The organism is Arthrobacter sp. Y81 (assembly GCF_002929335.1).
Classification (GTDB): domain Bacteria; phylum Actinomycetota; class Actinomycetes; order Actinomycetales; family Micrococcaceae; genus Arthrobacter.
This window is the reverse complement of sequence record NZ_PJIL01000001.1, coordinates 67,557-84,528: the sequence shown is the minus strand read 5'-3', so window position 1 is coordinate 84,528 and position 16,972 is coordinate 67,557. Positions and strand designations below refer to the sequence as shown.

Annotated in this window: 15 protein-coding genes and 2 tRNA genes; 5 read left to right on the top strand and 12 right to left on the bottom strand. The window is 66.1% G+C overall.

The window, feature by feature from the left end:
- Positions 1-46 precede the first annotated feature (46 nt).
- Positions 47-232 (bottom strand): hypothetical protein, encoded by a 186-nt coding sequence (locus tag CXQ91_RS25165; protein WP_258073768.1) that lies wholly within the window; start codon positions 230-232, stop codon positions 47-49.
- On the opposite strand from CXQ91_RS25165, the gene CXQ91_RS25160 reads away from it, so the two are divergent.
- From CXQ91_RS25160 to CXQ91_RS00395, 4 genes are read left to right on the top strand one after another with little or no spacing between them, the layout of a single operon-like run.
- The gene (locus CXQ91_RS25160; protein ID WP_258073767.1) at positions 204-413 is read left to right on the top strand and encodes a hypothetical protein; all 210 of its coding nucleotides are present in this window, start codon (positions 204-206) and stop codon (positions 411-413) included. The two genes, CXQ91_RS25165 and CXQ91_RS25160, sit on opposite strands and share 29 nt — an antisense overlap.
- Positions 410-1,288: an ABC transporter ATP-binding protein gene (locus tag CXQ91_RS00405; RefSeq protein ID WP_104171984.1), complete on the top strand. Its 879-nt coding sequence runs from the start codon at positions 410-412 to the stop codon at positions 1,286-1,288. Before CXQ91_RS25160 ends, CXQ91_RS00405 begins: the two co-directional genes overlap by 4 nt.
- The gene (locus CXQ91_RS00400; protein WP_104171983.1) at positions 1,288-2,184 is read left to right on the top strand and encodes an ABC transporter permease; all 897 of its coding nucleotides are present in this window, start codon (positions 1,288-1,290) and stop codon (positions 2,182-2,184) included. Before CXQ91_RS00405 ends, CXQ91_RS00400 begins: the two co-directional genes overlap by 1 nt.
- Positions 2,185-2,238: 54 nt before the next feature.
- On the top strand, positions 2,239-3,159 hold the full coding sequence (locus CXQ91_RS00395; protein ID WP_104171982.1) for a TauD/TfdA family dioxygenase: 921 nt from the start codon (positions 2,239-2,241) through the stop codon (positions 3,157-3,159).
- A 133-nt stretch (positions 3,160-3,292) separates the two neighbouring features.
- Here the strand turns inward: CXQ91_RS00395 and CXQ91_RS00390 are convergent, their stop codons facing one another.
- From CXQ91_RS00390 to CXQ91_RS00370, 5 genes are all read right to left on the bottom strand, one after another.
- On the bottom strand, positions 3,293-4,270 hold the full coding sequence (locus tag CXQ91_RS00390) for an aldo/keto reductase family oxidoreductase (protein WP_104171981.1): 978 nt from the start codon (positions 4,268-4,270) through the stop codon (positions 3,293-3,295).
- Positions 4,271-4,399: 129 nt separating this feature from the next.
- Positions 4,400-6,106, bottom strand: coding sequence for a glycoside hydrolase family 13 protein (locus CXQ91_RS00385; protein WP_104171980.1), 1,707 nt, complete (start codon positions 6,104-6,106; stop codon positions 4,400-4,402).
- A 108-nt stretch (positions 6,107-6,214) separates the two neighbouring features.
- A complete protein-coding gene (locus CXQ91_RS00380; protein ID WP_219816484.1) occupies positions 6,215-7,129 on the bottom strand; it encodes a carbohydrate ABC transporter permease in 915 nt (304 codons plus the stop codon).
- Positions 7,129-8,082 carry a carbohydrate ABC transporter permease gene (locus CXQ91_RS00375; protein ID WP_104171979.1) on the bottom strand — a complete coding sequence of 318 codons (954 nt, stop codon included), beginning with the start codon at positions 8,080-8,082 and terminating at the stop codon, positions 7,129-7,131. The genes CXQ91_RS00380 and CXQ91_RS00375 overlap by 1 nt, the downstream gene beginning before the upstream one ends.
- Before the next feature lie 25 nt (positions 8,083-8,107).
- Positions 8,108-9,397, bottom strand: coding sequence for an ABC transporter substrate-binding protein (locus CXQ91_RS00370; protein WP_104171978.1), 1,290 nt, complete (start codon positions 9,395-9,397; stop codon positions 8,108-8,110).
- Between the two features lie 236 nt (positions 9,398-9,633).
- On the opposite strand from CXQ91_RS00370, the gene CXQ91_RS00365 reads away from it, so the two are divergent.
- Positions 9,634-10,836 (top strand): ROK family transcriptional regulator, encoded by a 1,203-nt coding sequence (locus CXQ91_RS00365; RefSeq protein ID WP_104171977.1) that lies wholly within the window; start codon positions 9,634-9,636, stop codon positions 10,834-10,836.
- Positions 10,837-10,856: 20 nt separating this feature from the next.
- On the opposite strand, the gene CXQ91_RS00360 is transcribed toward CXQ91_RS00365, so the two are convergent.
- The 6 genes from CXQ91_RS00360 to CXQ91_RS00335 form a co-directional block, all read right to left on the bottom strand.
- Entirely contained in the window at positions 10,857-12,428 is a 1,572-nt protein-coding gene (locus CXQ91_RS00360; protein WP_104171976.1) for a Na+/H+ antiporter, read from the bottom strand.
- Between the two features lie 89 nt (positions 12,429-12,517).
- Positions 12,518-13,177, bottom strand: a complete 660-nt coding sequence (locus CXQ91_RS00355; protein WP_104171975.1) for an SDR family oxidoreductase — start codon at positions 13,175-13,177, stop codon at positions 12,518-12,520.
- A 105-nt stretch (positions 13,178-13,282) separates the two neighbouring features.
- Positions 13,283-14,077 (bottom strand): membrane protein insertase YidC, encoded by a 795-nt coding sequence (yidC, locus tag CXQ91_RS00350; protein ID WP_104171974.1) that lies wholly within the window; start codon positions 14,075-14,077, stop codon positions 13,283-13,285.
- Positions 14,078-14,210: 133 nt separating this feature from the next.
- Positions 14,211-14,287 (bottom strand) — tRNA-Met (locus tag CXQ91_RS00345).
- Between the two features lie 62 nt (positions 14,288-14,349).
- Positions 14,350-14,421 (bottom strand) — tRNA-Thr (locus CXQ91_RS00340).
- A 236-nt stretch (positions 14,422-14,657) separates the two neighbouring features.
- Complete coding sequence (locus CXQ91_RS00335) at positions 14,658-16,910, bottom strand: DEAD/DEAH box helicase (RefSeq protein ID WP_104171973.1); 2,253 nt, start codon at positions 16,908-16,910, stop codon at positions 14,658-14,660.
- Between the last annotated feature and the right edge of the window lie 62 nt (positions 16,911-16,972).

The window sequence follows — 16,972 nt, the reverse complement described above, 5'->3', positions numbered from 1 at the left end:
CGGCAAGCCCGCCGGTGAAGAGGCGAAGACAGTGCGGTACCAAGGCTCACCCAACAACGTGTCCCTGCCCGAACTCGCCCAGGACCTGGGCTTCCTCGAGGACATCAAGCAGGTGCAGCTGGTGGTGGTGCCGCCGAACGAAACCGAGCAGGCACTGCGCAAGAAACAGGTGGACGCCGGCACCCTCGGCGTACTGGAAGAGCGTGGGGGTTGCCTCGCCGGGCGGCCGCATCCAGGACAAGGACTTCACCCTGTGGAGCGACTACCTCACCTCGGCCGGGATCATCGACGGCGCCCTGGACCTGCCCAAGCTCTACACGAACGAGTTCAACGGCCTGGCAACCGGCACCGGTGCGGCTTCCGGCACAGCCGGCCCCGGCGCCGCCACCAGCAACACGAAAGGACAACCATGACGCCGAAAATCAGCCTCCGGAACGTCACCAAGGAATTCGCGGTGCGCCAAGGCAAAGGCACCCGGAACCAGGCCGGCCCGTCCGTGCTGACGGCCCTGGATGACCTCAGCCTGGACGTCGCTGCCGGAGAGTTCCTCACCCTCGTGGGCCCCAGCGGCTCCGGCAAGACCACGCTGCTGGACCTGCTGGCCGGCCTCTCCCGGCCCAGCTCGGGAAGCGTCCTGGTGGACGGCAAGGAAGTGACCGGTCCGGGCCAGGACCGCGCCGTCGTCTTCCAGCAGTACGCGCTCTTCCCCTGGCGGACAGCGTCGGCCAACGTCTCCATCGGGCTGGAGAACTCCGGCCTTTCGCGGAAGGAACGGGCCGCCAAGGCCAGCGAATTCCTCGACCTGGTGGGGCTGGCAGGGTTCGAGGACAGCTATCCGCACGAACTGTCCGGCGGTATGAAGCAGCGCGTGGCCATCGCCAGAAGCCTCGCCTATGAGCCGGACATCCTGCTGATGGACGAACCGTTTGCCGCCCTGGACGCGCAGACCCGCGAGCAGCTCCAGGACGAGCTGCTGCGGATCTGGAAGGCAACGGGCAAAACCATCGTCTTCATTACCCACGGAATCGACGAGGCCGTGTACCTGGGCCAGCGCGTGGCCGTGCTCAGCGCCCGCCCCGGCCGGCTCAAGGAAATCGTGGACATCAACATCCCGGACCGCGACGGCGAGGACGATATCCGCTCCCATCCGGCGTTCGTGGAACACCGGCACGAGGTCTGGTCCCTCCTGCACGACGAGGTCCGGCTCGCCCAGGGCTCCGGACACCGCAAGATCCTCCCTGACGGCACGGCCCCCGACGAACAACCCAAGGAAAGGAGCGCTGCCTGATGAGCGCTGTGTTGACCCGACCGCCTGAGGCGGCTGCCGCCGTCGAACCTTCCCTGCGGACCGGTTCCGGTCCGGAAAGCGGACAGCGCACGACGCCGGCGGGCAGGTTCGCTGCCCTGGCCGGGCTCGCCGGACGGGCCGGCTGGAAATCCCTCGCCGTGCTGCTGTTCCTGGCGCTGTGGGAACTCGGCCCGACGTACCTGGCCAGCCCCTCCACGCGGGTGTTCCTGCCGCCGCTGCACGAGGTCATCGCGGCAGGCGTGAAGCTGCTGGAGACCGGCCAGCTGCAGAACCACCTGCAGGCTAGCCTCACGCGTTCGGTCTCCGGGTTCAGCATCGCAGTGGTGTCCGCCGTGGTGCTGGGGCTGCTGATCGCCTGGTACGGCTGGTTGAGCTCATTCCTGAACCCGCTGCTGGAGCTGTTCCGCAATACGGCCACGCTGGCCCTGCTGCCGGTGTTCACGCTGCTGCTGGGCATCGGCGAGGAATCGAAGATCACCATCGTGGCCTACGCGGCGTTCTTCCCGGTGCTCCTGAACACCATCGCCGGCGTCCGGACCGTGGATCCGCTGCTGATCCGGGCCGCGAGGTCGCTGGGGCTGAACAGCTTCCGGCTGTTCCAGAAGGTCATCCTGCCCTCGGCTGTCCCGACGATTTTCACGGGCATCCGGATGGCCGGCACATCCTCCATCCTGGTGCTCATCGCCGCCGAAATGGTGGGTGCCAAGGCCGGGCTGGGCTACCTGATCGTCAATTCGCAGATGAGCTTCCTCATCCCGGACATGTACGCCGGCATCCTCACCGTCTCCGTCCTGGGGCTGGCGGTGAACGTCCTCCTCGTCGCCCTGGAACGGCACTTCTCCCGCTGGCGCACCGCCGTCGGCGCCGGCAACTGACGGCTTCACCAGCACCAACAGCCTGTCCGCACCATCAACCAGTAAGGAAAAGCAATGACCACCATCACCGAAACCAAGCTCGAATTCGCCAAACTGGGCTCCCGCATCGGGGCTGAAATCCGCGGCCTGGACCTCAGCGGGGACCTCTCTGCGGATACCGTGTCCCGGATCCGCGCGGCCCTGAACGAGCACAAGGCCCTGGTGTTCCGCGAGGCCAACATCCGTACGGACGAGGAGCAGGTGAAGTTCGCCAGCCACTTCGGGCCGCTCACCAAGGCGCACCCCACCGTGGCCTCCGTTGAGGGCGAAGAAAACGTCCTGCCGGTGGACAGCGAGAACGGCTCCGCCAACAACTGGCACACGGACGTCACTTTCGTGGTGAACCCGCCGCAGGCATCCACGCTCCGCAGCATCGACCTGCCGGCCTACGGCGGGGAAACCCTGATCGCGTCCTCGGCCGGGGCGTACGCCGACCTTCCGGAGGAACTGCGGAACTTCGCGGACACCCTGTGGGCCATCCACACCAACGACTACGACTACTCGGTGCCCAAGAACCTGGAGCACCAGAACGCGGAGGAACGCCGCAAGGAGTTCATCCGGCTGAAGTTCGAGACAGCCCACCCGGTGGTCCGGGTGCACCCGCTGACCGGCGAGCGCGGATTGTTCATTGGGGGCTTCGCGCAGCGGCTGCGGATCGTGGGGCTGTCCAACACTGAGTCGAAGGACATCATCCGGCTGCTGCAGGCCTACGTCACGCGCCCCGAGAACGTGGTGCGGGTGAACTGGGAGCCAAACCAGCTGGTCCTGTTCGACAACCGCATCACCCAGCACTACGCCCCGGACAACTATGACGGCCAGCCGCGCAAGCTCAACCGGGTGACCATTGCCGGCGACATTCCAGTGGGTGTGGACGGCAAGCAGAGCCAGGGCCTGAACGGCGACTCGTCCACGTACTCGGTGGTTACGCCGCTTTAGGTGCCGTGTGCCGGCACCATCAGGCGCCCGCCCGCCCAACTAGGTCGCAGTTAATGTCGTTTTGAGCGCTCATAACGACATCTACTGCGACCTAGTTGGGTTAAGCGGGGCACATGGGCGGGGCGGCCGGGGCTTAGGGGATGTCGCTCCCCCGGGCGGTGACCCACAGCCGGTACCACTCGGCGCGGGTCATGGCCGCGGCAACACGGGCAGCGCCGGCGCAGGCACGGATCCGGTCCGGATTGGCCGAGCCGATCACCGGGGCGATCCCGGCCGGGTGCCGCATGAGCCAGCCGAGGAGGATAGCTTCCCTGGTGGTTCCCAGGGCCTTCGCCATGTCGGCGACGAGCGCCGCTGTGGAGGCCTCTGCCGGCGTCGGGCTTTCCGGCGGGGCCCCGGTGTAGTGGCCCCGTGCCAGCGCTCCGTAGGCCTGCAGTGTGATCCCCTGCCGGCCGCAGAACTCGACGGTGCCGTGCGGGAAGCTGTGGTCCAGCCCCTCGGCATGGTTGACCAGCACGGTGCTTTCCAGCCAGGCGCGTTTCAGCAGGCTCATTTCCAGCTGGTTGGCAACCACCGGTGTTTCCAGGTGGTCCTGCAGCACCTCGATCTGCGGGGCGGACATGTTGGACACACCCACCTGGCGCACTTTGCCTTCCTGCATCAGCTGCCCGACGGCGGACGCCACCTCGGAGGGGTCCGCCAGCGGGTCGGGGCGGTGCAGCATGAGGACATCCACGTACTCGGTCTTCAGCCGTTTCAGGCTGCCGTTGACCCGTTCGAGGATGCCGTCGCGGCTCAGGTCGTAATGCGTCTCGAGCCCCTGCTCGTTGAGCCGGATGCCGCACTTGGTCTGGAGCCGGATCCGTTCCCGCAGGCCCGGCGTAATCGCGAGGACCTCACCGAAGACGGCCTCCGACTTGCCGCCGCGGTAAATGTCGGCGTGGTCGAACAGCGTGATGCCGGAATCCAGCGCGGCGTTGATGGCGGCGTCGGCCTGGCCCACATGCTCGGATGCGTACGGCTCGGCGGACCAGCTGCCGCCGAGCCCCATGCAGCCATAGATCAGTTCCTGTTTACGGCTCAGTTCCTGGCTTGCAGCATTTTTACTCATGTCGTCACTCTTTCACTTGATCCGGCGAAGGCCCAGCGGCAAAAAAGCCCCGGTGGCGGTGCCCTGCCCGGGCACCGCCACCGGGACGGGTTTCATTGTGAAGCTAACGGATGCTGCTTGGCACCGGCCTTAGCGCAGCCAGGCCGTGGTGTTGCCGGGCAGCTTGCCGGCTGCCAGCGGGCCGCTGCTGAGCAGTACCTCGCCTGCCGGGAGCTCTACCGGCTCCGCACCGAAGTTGGTCACGGACTGCCAGCCGCCGTGCCGGCTGAACTGCAGCACCTGGGAGTTGCCCGTTTCCACCCATTCCAGCTCTTCCGCGGTCTGCAGCTCACGGCGCAGCTTCAGCGCCTTGCGGTAGAGCTCCAGGGTGGAGCCCTCCACGCCATCCTGGGCGTCTACGGCATAGCGGCTGAACCATTCAGGCTGGGGCAGGTGGGCGTCCCCGGCGCCGAAACCGAATGAGGCGCCCTCGGTGGCCCACGGCAGCGGCACGCGGCAGCCGTCGCGGCCGATCTCCACGCCCTTGTTGCGGAAGAAGGCCGGGTCCTGGCGCTCGGCGTCGGGGATCTCGCCGACTTCCTGCAGGCCGAGTTCCTCGCCCTGGTACAGGTAGGCCGAGCCCGGGAGGGCCAGCATCAGCAGGCTGGCCGCACGGGCTCGGCGCAGGCCCAGCTCCGTGTCCAGTTCCTCGGCGGGGGCGCCTGCCAGCAGCCAGCCCTTGCCGTCCTGGCCCTTGGCGTGGACGCCGCCGCCCATCGGCAGGCCGTACCGGGTGGCGTGCCGGACGACGTCGTGGTTGGAGAAGACCCAGGTCGAGGACGCCCCGGTTGCCTTCGCTTCGGCGAGGTTCCGGGTGATGATTTCCTGGAACTCCTCGGCATCAAAATCCGCCTGCAGCAGGTCGAAGTTGAACGCCTGGCCCAGGCCCTGCGGGCTGGCGTAGCGGGCGCGGCGGGTGGCGTGCACCCAGGCTTCGGCGACGGCCGTGCGCGGCGGGTTGTACTCGTTGAACACCTCACGCCATTCGGCGTAGATCTCGTGGACCTCGTCGCGGTCCCAGAACGGGTGCGAGCCGTCCGGGAAGCCGTCAGTGCCGGTGTTGGCCTCGGTGAGTTCGGCCTTGGAGAGCAGCGGCTCGGTGAGGTCCTTGGTCAGGGCGTGCGCCACGTCCACGCGGAAGCCGTCCACGCCGCGGTCGGACCAGAAGCGCAGAGTCTTCAGGAAGTCGTCGCGGATCTCGCGGTTGGCCCAGTTCAGGTCCGGCTGCTCCTTGGCGAAGATGTGCAGGTACCACTGGCCGGGGGTGCCGTCCGGTTCGGTGATGCGCTCCCAGGCGGGACCGCCGAAGACGGAGTCCCAGTCCGACGGCGGCAGCTCGCCGTTCTTGCCCAGGCCGTCACGGAAGATGTAGCGCTCGCGCGCAGCGGAGCCCTTCGGTGCGGCGAGGGCCTCCTTGAACCATTCGTGCCGGTCCGAGGAGTGGTTGGGGACGATGTCCGCAATGAGCTTGATGCCGGCTTGGTGGAGCGCGGCGGACATCTCGGCGAAGTCCTCCAGGGTGCCCAGCTTGGGGTCCACGTCGCGGTAATCGTCGACGTCGTAGCCGCCGTCCGCGAGCGCGGACGGGTAGAAGGGGCTCAGCCAGACGGCGTCGATCCCCAGTTCCTTCAGGTACGGCACCTTGGCCGTGATGCCTTTGATGTCGCCCAGGCCGTCACCGTTCGAATCCGAGAAGCTGCGCGGATAGATCTGGTAAACGGAGGCCTGGCGCCACCAGTTGGGATCGGCTGCGAGGTTTGAATCGGACAGGGTTGCCAGAGTGGCGGTGGTGGACAAAAGAGATTTCCTTTTCTTGGGTTAGTTGTTTTTGGTAAAGGGAAAAATGGATGGGCGCGTCCGGATGCCTTGCGCCTGTTTCACTGGCTGCGTCGCCGGTTACTTCGGTTACTTCACTGCACCGCGCATGACTCCGGACAGTACCCAACGTTGCGCGAGGATGTAAACCACCAGAGTTGGCGCCATGGCCATGAGGTACGACGCGAAGGCGAGGCTGTAGTTGGTGTTGAATTCGCCCTGGAAAAGCATCTGCACCACAGGGAGGGTCTGCAGTGCGGGATCCGCGATCATCATCTGCGGCAGCAGGAAGTCATTCCAGGAGCCGAGGAAGGCGAAGATCCCCACGGTTGCGTTCATGGGAGCCAGCAGCGGGAAGATGATCCTGCGGAACACCTGCCACGTGGTGGCGCCGTCCATGCGTGCCGACTCTTCCAGCTCCACGGGAATGGAGCGTACGAAGGCAATGTACAGCAGCGTGTTGAACGAGATTCCGCCGAGTACGTGCAGGAACACGACACCGGCCGGGTTGTCCAGGCCAAGGAGCGCTGTCTGCTTGATGAGCGGCAGGATGATCACCGGGAAGGGAATGAACATTGCCGAGAGCAGGTAGACGAACGAGCCCCGGAAGAACGTGTGGTTCCAGTTCCGGGCAATGGCGTAGGCCACCAGGGAACTGCAGGCCAGGGAACCGAGGACGCTCAGCACGGTAACAAACGCGGTGGACATGAATGCCCGCGGGAAGTTGGTGGCCACGTAGGCGGCGGCGAAGTTTTCCCAGTTCATCGGGTTGGGCCAGGCGAGGCCCGTGCCGGTTCCGATCTGGTCCGGGGACTTCAGTGCCATGGCCACGGTGAAGTACAGCGGCAGAAGGACGGTCAGCGAGGCCACCAGCATCAGGGCGGTGAGCCACCAGTTGACCTTGAAGCCCTCGCGGTTCGACTTGCGGTTCTTGCGGAAGCCCGGCGTGACGCCGGTGGGCGCTGCGGCTCCGGTGATGGGCTCGGGGCGTGTGGAAACGGTCATTAGAGTGAAACCCCCCGGCGCTGGATGAGGCGCAGCTGGATGACGGAGATCAGCAGGGTGATCAGGAAGTAGATGACGGCGTTCGCCATCTGGTAGGAGTAGTCGCCGCCCGTGAAGCCGGAGAAGATGCGCATGGCCACGGACTGCGTCGCCATGCCGGGACCTCCGCCGGTGAGGCCCACGATGATTTCGTAGGTCCCCAGGAAGCCCTTGAACCCGAGGATCACGTTGATCACCAGGTAGCCCAGGATCAGCGGCAGCGTCAGGCTGAGGAACTGGCGGAAACTGCCGGCACCGTCCAGGTCCGCGGCTTCATAGACCTCGGAAGGGACACTCTGGAGTCCTGCCAGGTAGATGATGGTGGCGCCGGGCGCCGCCTGCCAGACAGTGACCACCACGATGGCGATCCAGGCCAGGTTCTCATTGGCGAGGATGCTGGTGGCGAGCGGGGTCATTCCGAACCGCTCCGCCAGCACCGGAAGCGTATTGGAGAAAAGGTAGTTGAACACGAAGGAGACGATGAGCGCGGACAGCACCATGGGGATGAAGAAGACGGTGCGGATGCCGGTGCGCCATTTGATTTTCGCGTTCAGTCCCAGTGCAATGGCTAGCGCCACGACGTTGACCACCACTGTGGTGGTCAGGGCGAACACGAAGGTGAAGATGTAGGACTGCAGTACTGCCGGGTCCTTGAAGATGTTGACGTAGTTCATCAGCCCGATGAACTTCCAGTCGCCGTAACCGGCGTAGTTCGTGAGGCTGAAGAAGACGCCCACGAGTGCCGGCAGGGTGATGAAGAAGGCGAACAGTGCCAGTACCGGCGCCACCATCCAGTAGTACGTGGGGTCGATCTTGCTCTTGGACCGGAATGCTCCGGTGCCTGTGGAGGCCGAGGCCGGGGTCTTGCCTTCTGCGGGACGGGCTGTCTGGGCCACCCGGGAAGTTGTAGTCATGTGAACTCCTGGAGTCGGGGTGGGATCAGACTGCGGTGCGCTCGGCAACGCGGCGCCATTCGTCGTCGAGCGCTGAAAGGAACTGCTCGCCGTTCTTGCCGTACACGAAGGACTGGATGTAGTTGTTCAGGGGCACTGACGGCGGGAAGTAGGTCGCAGCGCCCTGGTAGTAGCGTCCTTCCTTGACCGAGTCGCCGAGCCCGCTGATCTGCGGGTTGCTGACGGCGGGAGCGTCCTTGAGGGGCGAGAAGGCCGCGTTCTTTTCGTTGAACGTGTTCACCACGGACGGCTCCAGCAGGTAGTTGACGAACCGCTGCGCCGCGGCCATGTTGGGCGTGTTGCGGGTGATGGAGAGCGCCATGTCCACGTTCACGCGGGCTTTGGTTTCCTCGGCGTTGTCCGTCACCGGCAGCGGGAAGCTCCCGAGCCTGATGTTCTTGTTGGCTGAAACGAGCTGGGACAGCGCCCACGGGCCCTGCAGGTACATCGCCGCCTGGCCTTTGGCGAACGCCGCGTTGCCGTCCGCATAGTTCTTGCTGGCGGCGCCGTTCTGGGCGTAGGACGCGAGCTGCAGCATCTTGGGCAGCGCCGGGCCGAAGTTGTTGGAGAACGACTCGGCCGCGTCCTTGCTGATGCGGGCGCCCCTGGCATTGATCCTGGTAAAGAAGTCCGCGACGTCCAGCGAGCCGCCGGACACATAGTCGAACATGCCCTGGGCGAGGGTCCACGTGTCTTTGTACGTTCCGTAGATCGGGGCAATGCCGGCGGCCTTGAACGTTTCGCAGGCCGCGACGAACCCGCTCCACGTGGTGGGGACGGCGACACCCTGCGCCTCGAAGATGTCGCGGTTGTAGATGACCCCGGCGGCGGCCAGCGAGAACGGCAGCGCACTGACCTCGTTGCCGTTGTACTGGCCCCAGGAGCTGATGAGCTCCTGCATTTTCGGGTCGATGCCGGCGGCCACGGGCAGGTCCGAGAGGTCGGCGAAGATGCCTTTCCGGACGAAATCGGCGGTGGCCTGCGCGAAGCCGCGGGTCACCACATCCGGAGGATCGTTGCGGACCAGACCGGGAACGAAGTTGCCCTCATTGAAGTCCTGGACCACGTGGATGTCCGGGTTCAGCGCCTCGAAGTCCTTGATGACCTGGTTGAAGTAGGCCACCACCTCGGGCTTGTTCTGCATGAAGCGCAGGGTGGTGACGCCGTTCTGCGGGCCGGACGGCGACGCGCAGCCGGTCAGGGGAATCATGGCGGCGGCCCCGGCCAGGCCGGCGGCCCGGAGCAGCGAACGCCTGCTCAGGAGTGATGCGGGCACGGCGGCGTTCACAGGACGGGGGCTGACGTGCGGGAGTGGCGGCGCTGGTGCCGGGGTCCGGGCGGGCAGTGCTTCAGGATGCGGTTCACAGTTGCTCCTTTGCAAAAGGCTGAGTGAAGGGCTGGAAGTCAAGCCAGTGGTCGGCGGCCGTCCGGTCCACATGGTCTAAGTTTATATGGAATCTAAATTTAGTTCCTCAAGTATTATGTGGTGCAAAGCACAGAGAGGTCAACACCATGTCTGAAATGACTGCTGCAACGCCCCAGCTGTTGCGGCGCGTGAGCGCCGGAGCAGTGCTGGAATTCATGCGCGCCTCGCAGGCGGTGACCGTCACGGAAGTCATGGAAGCCACCGGACTCACCCGGGCCACCGCAATTTCCGTGTGCGAGGACCTCATGCAGCGCGGCTGGATCACGGAGCTGGAAAACCAGCGGGCATTTGGCGGCTACCAGAAAGGCAGGCCGGCCCGGCGGTTCGAGCTCAACGAGCGCGCAGGCTATGTCCTGGGCATGGACGTGGGCATCTCCAAGGCCACGGTGGTGGTATCCGATCTCCGCGGCAAAGCCCTGGGCCGGTCCAGCCAGCCGTTCGCCGGTGCCGAAATTTCGGCCGAGGAACGGATCGCCGTCATTGACCGGACCGCCATGATGGCCCTGCACGGCGTGGGGGCCTCCCCTGACTCCGTGCTCGCCGTCTGCGCCGGCATCGCGGCCCCGGTGGACCGCAACGGCGACGTGCTGGTGACCCAGCACTTCTGGGGACTGTTCGACGTCGGCCTGAAGGCGGCGCTGCTGGACCGGCGCGGGTGGACTGTGCTGCTGGAAAACGACGCCAACCTCGCTGCCCTGGGCGACCGCTGGCGCGGGGCGGCCGCCGGCGTGGATGACGTCGTGGTCATCCTCGCCAGTGAACGCCTGGGTTCGGGAGTGATCGACGGCGGGCGGCTGCTGCACGGACGCGGCGGCGGTGCCGGTGAGCTTGCCTTCCTCGACATGGTGGAGGGCGTGGGCGACACCTTCGGCATCGCGTCCCTGGCGAGGGGGTGGGCCGCAGACGCTCTTGCCGGCAAGGCCAAAACCTCACTTCGTGAGCACTCCGGCGGAGGCGTCGAGGCGGAGCACGTTTTCGCCGCTGCCGCCGCCGGAGACGCCGTTGCCCTGAAAATCCTCGACCGGCTGGCAGACAGGATGGCCAGGGTCATCGGGGCCGTGGCCACCATGATCAACCCCGAACTGGTGGTCATCGGCGGTGCCGTGGCAAACTCGGCAGGCGTGCTGCTCGAACCGATCGCCAAGCGGCTGACGGAGTTCACGGCCACTCCCCCGACGGTGGCGGTTTCCCCTCTCGGCGACTCGATCGTGACCGTGGGTGCCGTCCGGTGCGCCCTGGACTATGTCGAGAAAAACACCCTGGACCTGGAGCTCGCGGCCCCGGCCTAGGCATCTTCGGCGGGAGTGACCTACTCCGGCATGATCATGGTGCGCAGGTCCAGCTGGCGGAGCACGCGGTCCGCGACTTCCGGGTCCATGTCCGGTTCGTTCCGGGCCGCCACCACTTCCTGGCGGGCGGCGTCGAGCGCAATGGTCTGCACGGCAATGGCCAGTTCGCGGCCGCGCTTGCGCTTCTCCCCCACCGATTCGTTCTTCAGGCTTCCATCCAGGAGCTCCGCATGCAGGCGCGTCATCTTCTCCTTGACCAACGCCACCTTCTCCGGCGGGAGCTCCTTCATGAGGTCGTTGTCCTTCAGGGCGGCGACGGCGGCCTGCTGCGCCCGCTTGGCGAGCACCCGGGCGGCGTCGCGTTCCTCCGAACCGTCCCCGGTGGCCTTCAGCACCTTCATCAGCCAGGGCAGCGTCAGGCCGGGCAGCACCAGGGTGGCCAGCAGCACCGCGCAGGCGATGACCAGCAGCTGGTCACGCGCCGGGAAGGGAGTGCCGTCCGCCAAGGTCAGGGGCAGGGCCAGGGCAAGCGCCAGCGTCGCAAGGCCCCGCATGCCGCACCAGGTCAGGATCAGGACCTCCTTGGCCGACGTGGGCTGCAGCAGGTTCTCCCGCTTGCGCGCCGAGGCCGCCAGGAGGGCGAGCCACAGGAACCGGACGGCGAACACAATGATGCACACCACCACCGCGGTTCCGATCATCCCGTAGATTTCAGTGCCTTCGTCGTGGATGACGTGGCGGATTTCCAGTCCCACCAGCCCGAACGCCAGCCCTGTGACCAGCAGCTCCACCACGTCCCAGAAGGCCGTGCGCGTGACCCTCTCGGCGGCGTCCTGGGGCCGCGAGTGGCGCTGCATCTCCAGGGCGGTGACGACGACGGCGATCACGCCGGAGGCGTGCACCTCCTCGGCGAGGATGTAGGCCGCGAAGGGCACCACCAAGGTGACCGCGCTGCGCGCCACCATGGACGCCACGAGCCGCGTGATCAGCGCCGTGACCCAGCCCATGGCGATACCGACCAGCACCGCAACCGCAGCCCCCACGAGGAACTTGAGGACGACGTCGGGCCCGATCCTGCTGCCTGATACGGCGGCGGCAACGGCGGCCTGGAAGATGACGATGGCGGCGGCGTCGTTGAAGAGGCCCTCGCTCTGCAGGACGGTGATGAGCCGCCGCGGCATGTGCACCCGGCCGGCCACGGATTCCACGGCCACGGGGTCCGGCGGGGCCACCATGGCGCCCAGGGCGATGGCAGTGGGGATCCCGATTCCCGGGATCATGAGCCAGGCCGCCCCGGCCACCGCGGCGGTGGACACGATCACCAGGGCCACGGCGAGCATGATCAGCGTGCGCCAACGGACCCGGAAGACAGCCCACGAGCTGCGTTGGGCGGTGGCGAACAGGAGCGGCGGCAGGAAGATGGGCAGGATCAGCTCGGGCGAGATGTCCATTTCCGGAAAGCCGGGGATTAACGTCAGCGATGCCGCCAGGATCAGCATGAGCACCGGATAGGGCAGCCGGAGCCGGTCCCCCAGGCCCACGGCCACCACCGTGGCAAGCAGGAGCCCGATAATGAGTGCAAGCTGGTCCATGTGCTCACTTTCCCCGAAGTGGAAGTGCCCGCGGGGATGCGCAGGCACCTCCTCCACGATATCGGGTGCGGGCCGGCGCTACTCCCCGTTTAGTTGCCGGGCTCCAGCGCCGCGGCGACCGGCAGGGTACCGTCCCGGAATTCGATGGTGCGGCCGGCGGTTTCCGGCAAACCCAGGACGGCGGCCGTTACGAGGGCCACGTTGGCGCGTGATGTGGCAGTGCCCGCGGAGGTGTCGGCCGGGTTGACGTCGATCAGCCCGTTGCCCGGCCCGTCCGTCAGCGACCCGGGCCCCAGGATGGTCCAGGCCAGGTCCGTGCCGCGCAGGTATTGGTCCGCGGCGGCTTTCGCCTCGGCGTAGGCGTGGAAGCTGTTGTCAGCGGGAGCTCCGTGGTCGGGTCCTGCACCGAAGTAGGACACCATGATGTAGCGCCCGACGCCGGCCTCCGCCGCCGCGTCCATCGAACGGATGGCGGCGTCCCGGTCCACCGCATAAGTGCGGTCGGGGTTACCGCCGCCGGCACCGGCGGACCACACCACGGCGTCATGGCCGCGAAGGGCGCCGGCGAGTTCCGCCGGCGTCGTGTGTTCAACGTCCAGGACCGACGGCGTGGCGCCTGTCGCCGCGACGTCCTCCGTATGGTCCGGGTTGCGGAAGAAGGACGTGACGTCCTCACCGTCCGCCGCGAGGATTCTGGCCAGTTCCAAAGCCACTTTGCCGTGGCCGCCGATGATTGCGATGCGCGTCATTGACCCATTCTGTCCCACCGAAGCTGGGAACGGCAGCGTGCTCGCGGTGGGCTTAAGGGCCAGGACCCTGCAGGTTCAGGCTGCGGCCCGGCCAGGCAGCTGGCTTTATGCCGCTGGCCTGACGAAGAACTGTTGCGCCAGGGTCCAGAGGTTGGTGGTGGTCCAGTAGATCAGGACGCCGATGGGGAACACGATGCCGCCCGCGCCGAAGATGACCGGCAGGACATAGAGGATGGCCTTCTGTTGGCGCATGAACGGAGTCTCCGTGGCCTCGTCGGACATGGTTCTGGCCATGATCAGCTTCTGCGTGATGAACTGCGCGGCCGTCATGGCGAGGATCATCACGATGGCCAGTACTGCGACCGCCACGGGGTTGCCGCCCGGGGGCGTGCCATGGAGTAGTGCCGCGGACAGCGGGGCGCCGAAAATAGTGGACTCATCGAACTGCACCACCTGCTCGTGGCTCATGGCCCCGATGCCTTCGGCTTGGTGCGCAGCAGTGCTGATGCCGGAGAGCACCTGGAACAGGGCCAGGAAGAACGGCACCTGGATGAGCATGGGCAGGCAGGCCGAAAAGGGGTTGGTGCCGTGCTTCTTGTACATAGCCATCTGTTCCTGCGCCATGGCCTGGCGGGAGAGCTGGTCGGTCTTGCCGCGGTATTTTTCCTGCAGCTTTTTGAGGTCCGGCTGGAGTAACCGCATCCGGCGCTGGGCGTCGAGCTGCTTCAGGAAGACCGGGATCAGGGCAGCACGGATGACCAGCACCAGGCCGATGATGGACAGCGACCACGTCCAGCCGTCGGCCGCCGGCATGCCAATGGCGCTCAGCCCGCCATGGAAGCCCACCATGATGACTGACACCAGCCACTTGAACGGAAACATGATTGATTCAAGGTCCATAGAGATCCCCTCCCCCAGGTGCTGCAAAGCTACGGCGAAACGGGCCGATTGTCACGGTCCCGGGATCCGGGGCACTCCAAAGCCGGGAAAACGAAAGAACCCCCGGAATCTCAAGGATTCCGGGGGTTCTATCTGGTAGCGGTGGGGAGGCTCGATCTCCCGACCTCACGATTATGAGTCGTGCGCTCTAACCAACTGAGCTACACCGCCACGAATGAGAAAAACCTGCATCAAGCCGGTCAAAAACCGCCTTGACACAGGCCCTCATTCAGAGCCCCCCACCGGAATCGATCCGGTGACCTCGTTCTTACCAAGAACGCGCTCTACCACTGAGCTAGGGGGGCAACGAGTAAATACTCTACCGGAAGATTCCGCTCCCAACAAATCGGCGGCAGGACAGGTCCGCGAAGCGGGAAAATCCGCCGAAAAGCCCGAAAAACCGGGCCTGAAGCAGCTTCCCGAAGGCTCTGCGGCAGTCGCCGGAACGCCGATGTGATGAAGCCAACACAAGGTGCCGGCTAAAGAAAAACGGGCCGGCTGAATCAGCCGGCCCGTTCTTAGTGCTTGGTGTTGCTAGTGGTTACCACTTGCCCTTGCGGTTGAAGCCGCCCTGGCCGCCTTCGTTGCCGTGGCGGGGCTTGCGTGAGCCGTCACCGTGGCCGCCGAAGCGGGAGTCACTGGCCTGGCCGCGGGTGGCGCCGCTGTCAGCGCCAACAGTGCGCTCCGAACGGTCGCTGTATGAACGGCCGCCGCGGTCAGCCGAGGAACGCTCGCCGTCGCTCTTGCGGAATTCCTTCTTGAACCCGCCGTTGCCCTTGAAGTTGCCGCCACGGTCTCCGCCGCCGGAGTAACCGCCACGGTCGCCGCCACGGTTGCCCTGGTAACCGCCACGCTCGCCGCCGCCACCGGACGGCTTGCGGCCGTTGTCCAGCTCGAGGTGGATCAGCTCGCCGCCGATCCGGGTGCGGGACAGGGCCTTAAGCTGGTCGGCGCTCAGGTCCGCCGGAAGCTCCACGAGGGAGTGGTCCGAGCGGATGTCGATGCCGCCGATCTGTGCCGAGGAAATGCCGCCCTCGTTGGCAATGGCGCCAACGATGGAACCCGGCATGACGCGCTGGCGGCGTCCGACGGCGATCCGGTAAGTGGCGTTGCCCTCGGTCAGGGTGCGGGTGGGGCCACGTGAACCGAAGCCGTCCTTGGAGCGCTCGCGCTTCTGGAACTCGGGAGCAGCAGGCAGTTCCTTGACCAGGAGCGGCTGTCCGCCCTGCGCCATGACGGCCAGCGCGGCAGCGATCTCCGCAGCGGGAACGTTGTGCTCTTCCTCGTAGGAAGCGATCAGGTCGCGGAACGCTGCTACGTCTTCGGACTCGAGGGTCTCCGTGATGCGCTCGGCGAACTTGCCCAGGCGCAGCGTGTTGACGGTCTCGGCCGTGGGCAGGTGCATCTGCTCCACCGGCTGGCGGGTTGCCTTTTCGATGGAACGCAGCAGGTACTTCTCCCGCGGGGTCATGAACAGCACGGCGTCACCGCTGCGGCCTGCACGGCCGGTGCGGCCGATGCGGTGCACGTAGGACTCGGTGTCGTGCGGGATGTCGTAGTTGATCACGTGGCTGATGCGCTCAACGTCAAGGCCGCGGGCCGCGACGTCGGTGGCCACCAGGATATCGATGCGGCCTTCCTTCAGCGCATCGACAGTCCGTTCGCGCTGCTGCTGCGGGATGTCACCGTTGATGGCGGCAGCCTGGAAGCCGCGGGACCTCAGCTTGTCAGCCAGGTCCTCGGTGGCCATCTTGGTGCGCACGAAGGCGATGACGCCGTCGAACTCTTCAACCTCAAGGATGCGGGTCAGCGCGTCGAGCTTGTGCGGTCCCATGACCTGCAGGTAGCGCTGGCGGGTGTTCGCACCGGTGGTGGTCTTGGACTTAACCGAGATTTCGGCCGGGTTGTTCAGGTACTGCTTGGACATCCGGCGGATCTGGCTCGGCATGGTGGCGGAGAACAGTGCAACCTGGCGGTCGGACGGCGTCTGCTGGAAGATCTGCTCCACGTCTTCGGCGAAGCCCATGCGGAGCATTTCGTCGGCCTCGTCCAGCACCAGGTACTGGAGCTCGGACAGGTCCAGGGAACCCTTGGAGATGTGGTCGATCACACGGCCGGGAGTACCGACAACCACCTGGGCGCCGCGGCGCAGGCCGGCGAGCTGGGGGCCGTAGGCGGAGCCGCCGTAGACGGGGAGGACGGTGAAGTCGTCGATGTGCTTGGCGTACGAGGTGAAGGCCTCGGCAACCTGGAGCGCCAGCTCACGGGTGGGAGCCAGCACCAGGGCCTGCGTCTTGCGGGACGGGCCGTTGAGGTCGTGGAGCTCTGCCAGGCGGGACAGTGCCGGTACTGCGAATGCTGCAGTCTTACCGGTGCCGGTCTGGGCCAGGCCCACGACGTCGCGGCCTTCAAGGAGCAGCGGGATGGTGGCTGCCTGGATGGGTGAGGGCTTCTCGTAGCCGACATCCTGCAGGGCGGCGAGGACGCGGGGGTCGATGCCGAGGTCCACGAAGCGGATGCCTTCGGCTTCAGTGTCGGTTTCGCCGCTGGTCGGGTCAGCCTTGGGTGCCTCTTCAGCCTTGGGGGCTTCTTCAGACTTCGGGGCTTCTTCAGACTTCGGGGCTTCTTCAGCCTTCGGGGCTTCAGCCTCGGGGGCTTCTTCAGCGGCAGGCGCTTCGGCAGGTGCCGGAGCCTCGGTGAAGACGGGGGCAGCGCCGGCTACCGGGGTAGCGTTTTCGGCAGTGGTGTCGACGGTTGCGGCTTCGGCGGTAGCGTCGTTGTGAATTTCGGGCATAGGGGAGTTTTCCTCATCCATAGGGGGCCAGGCGGCACAACCCGAGGTGAGCGGAGCCGCAG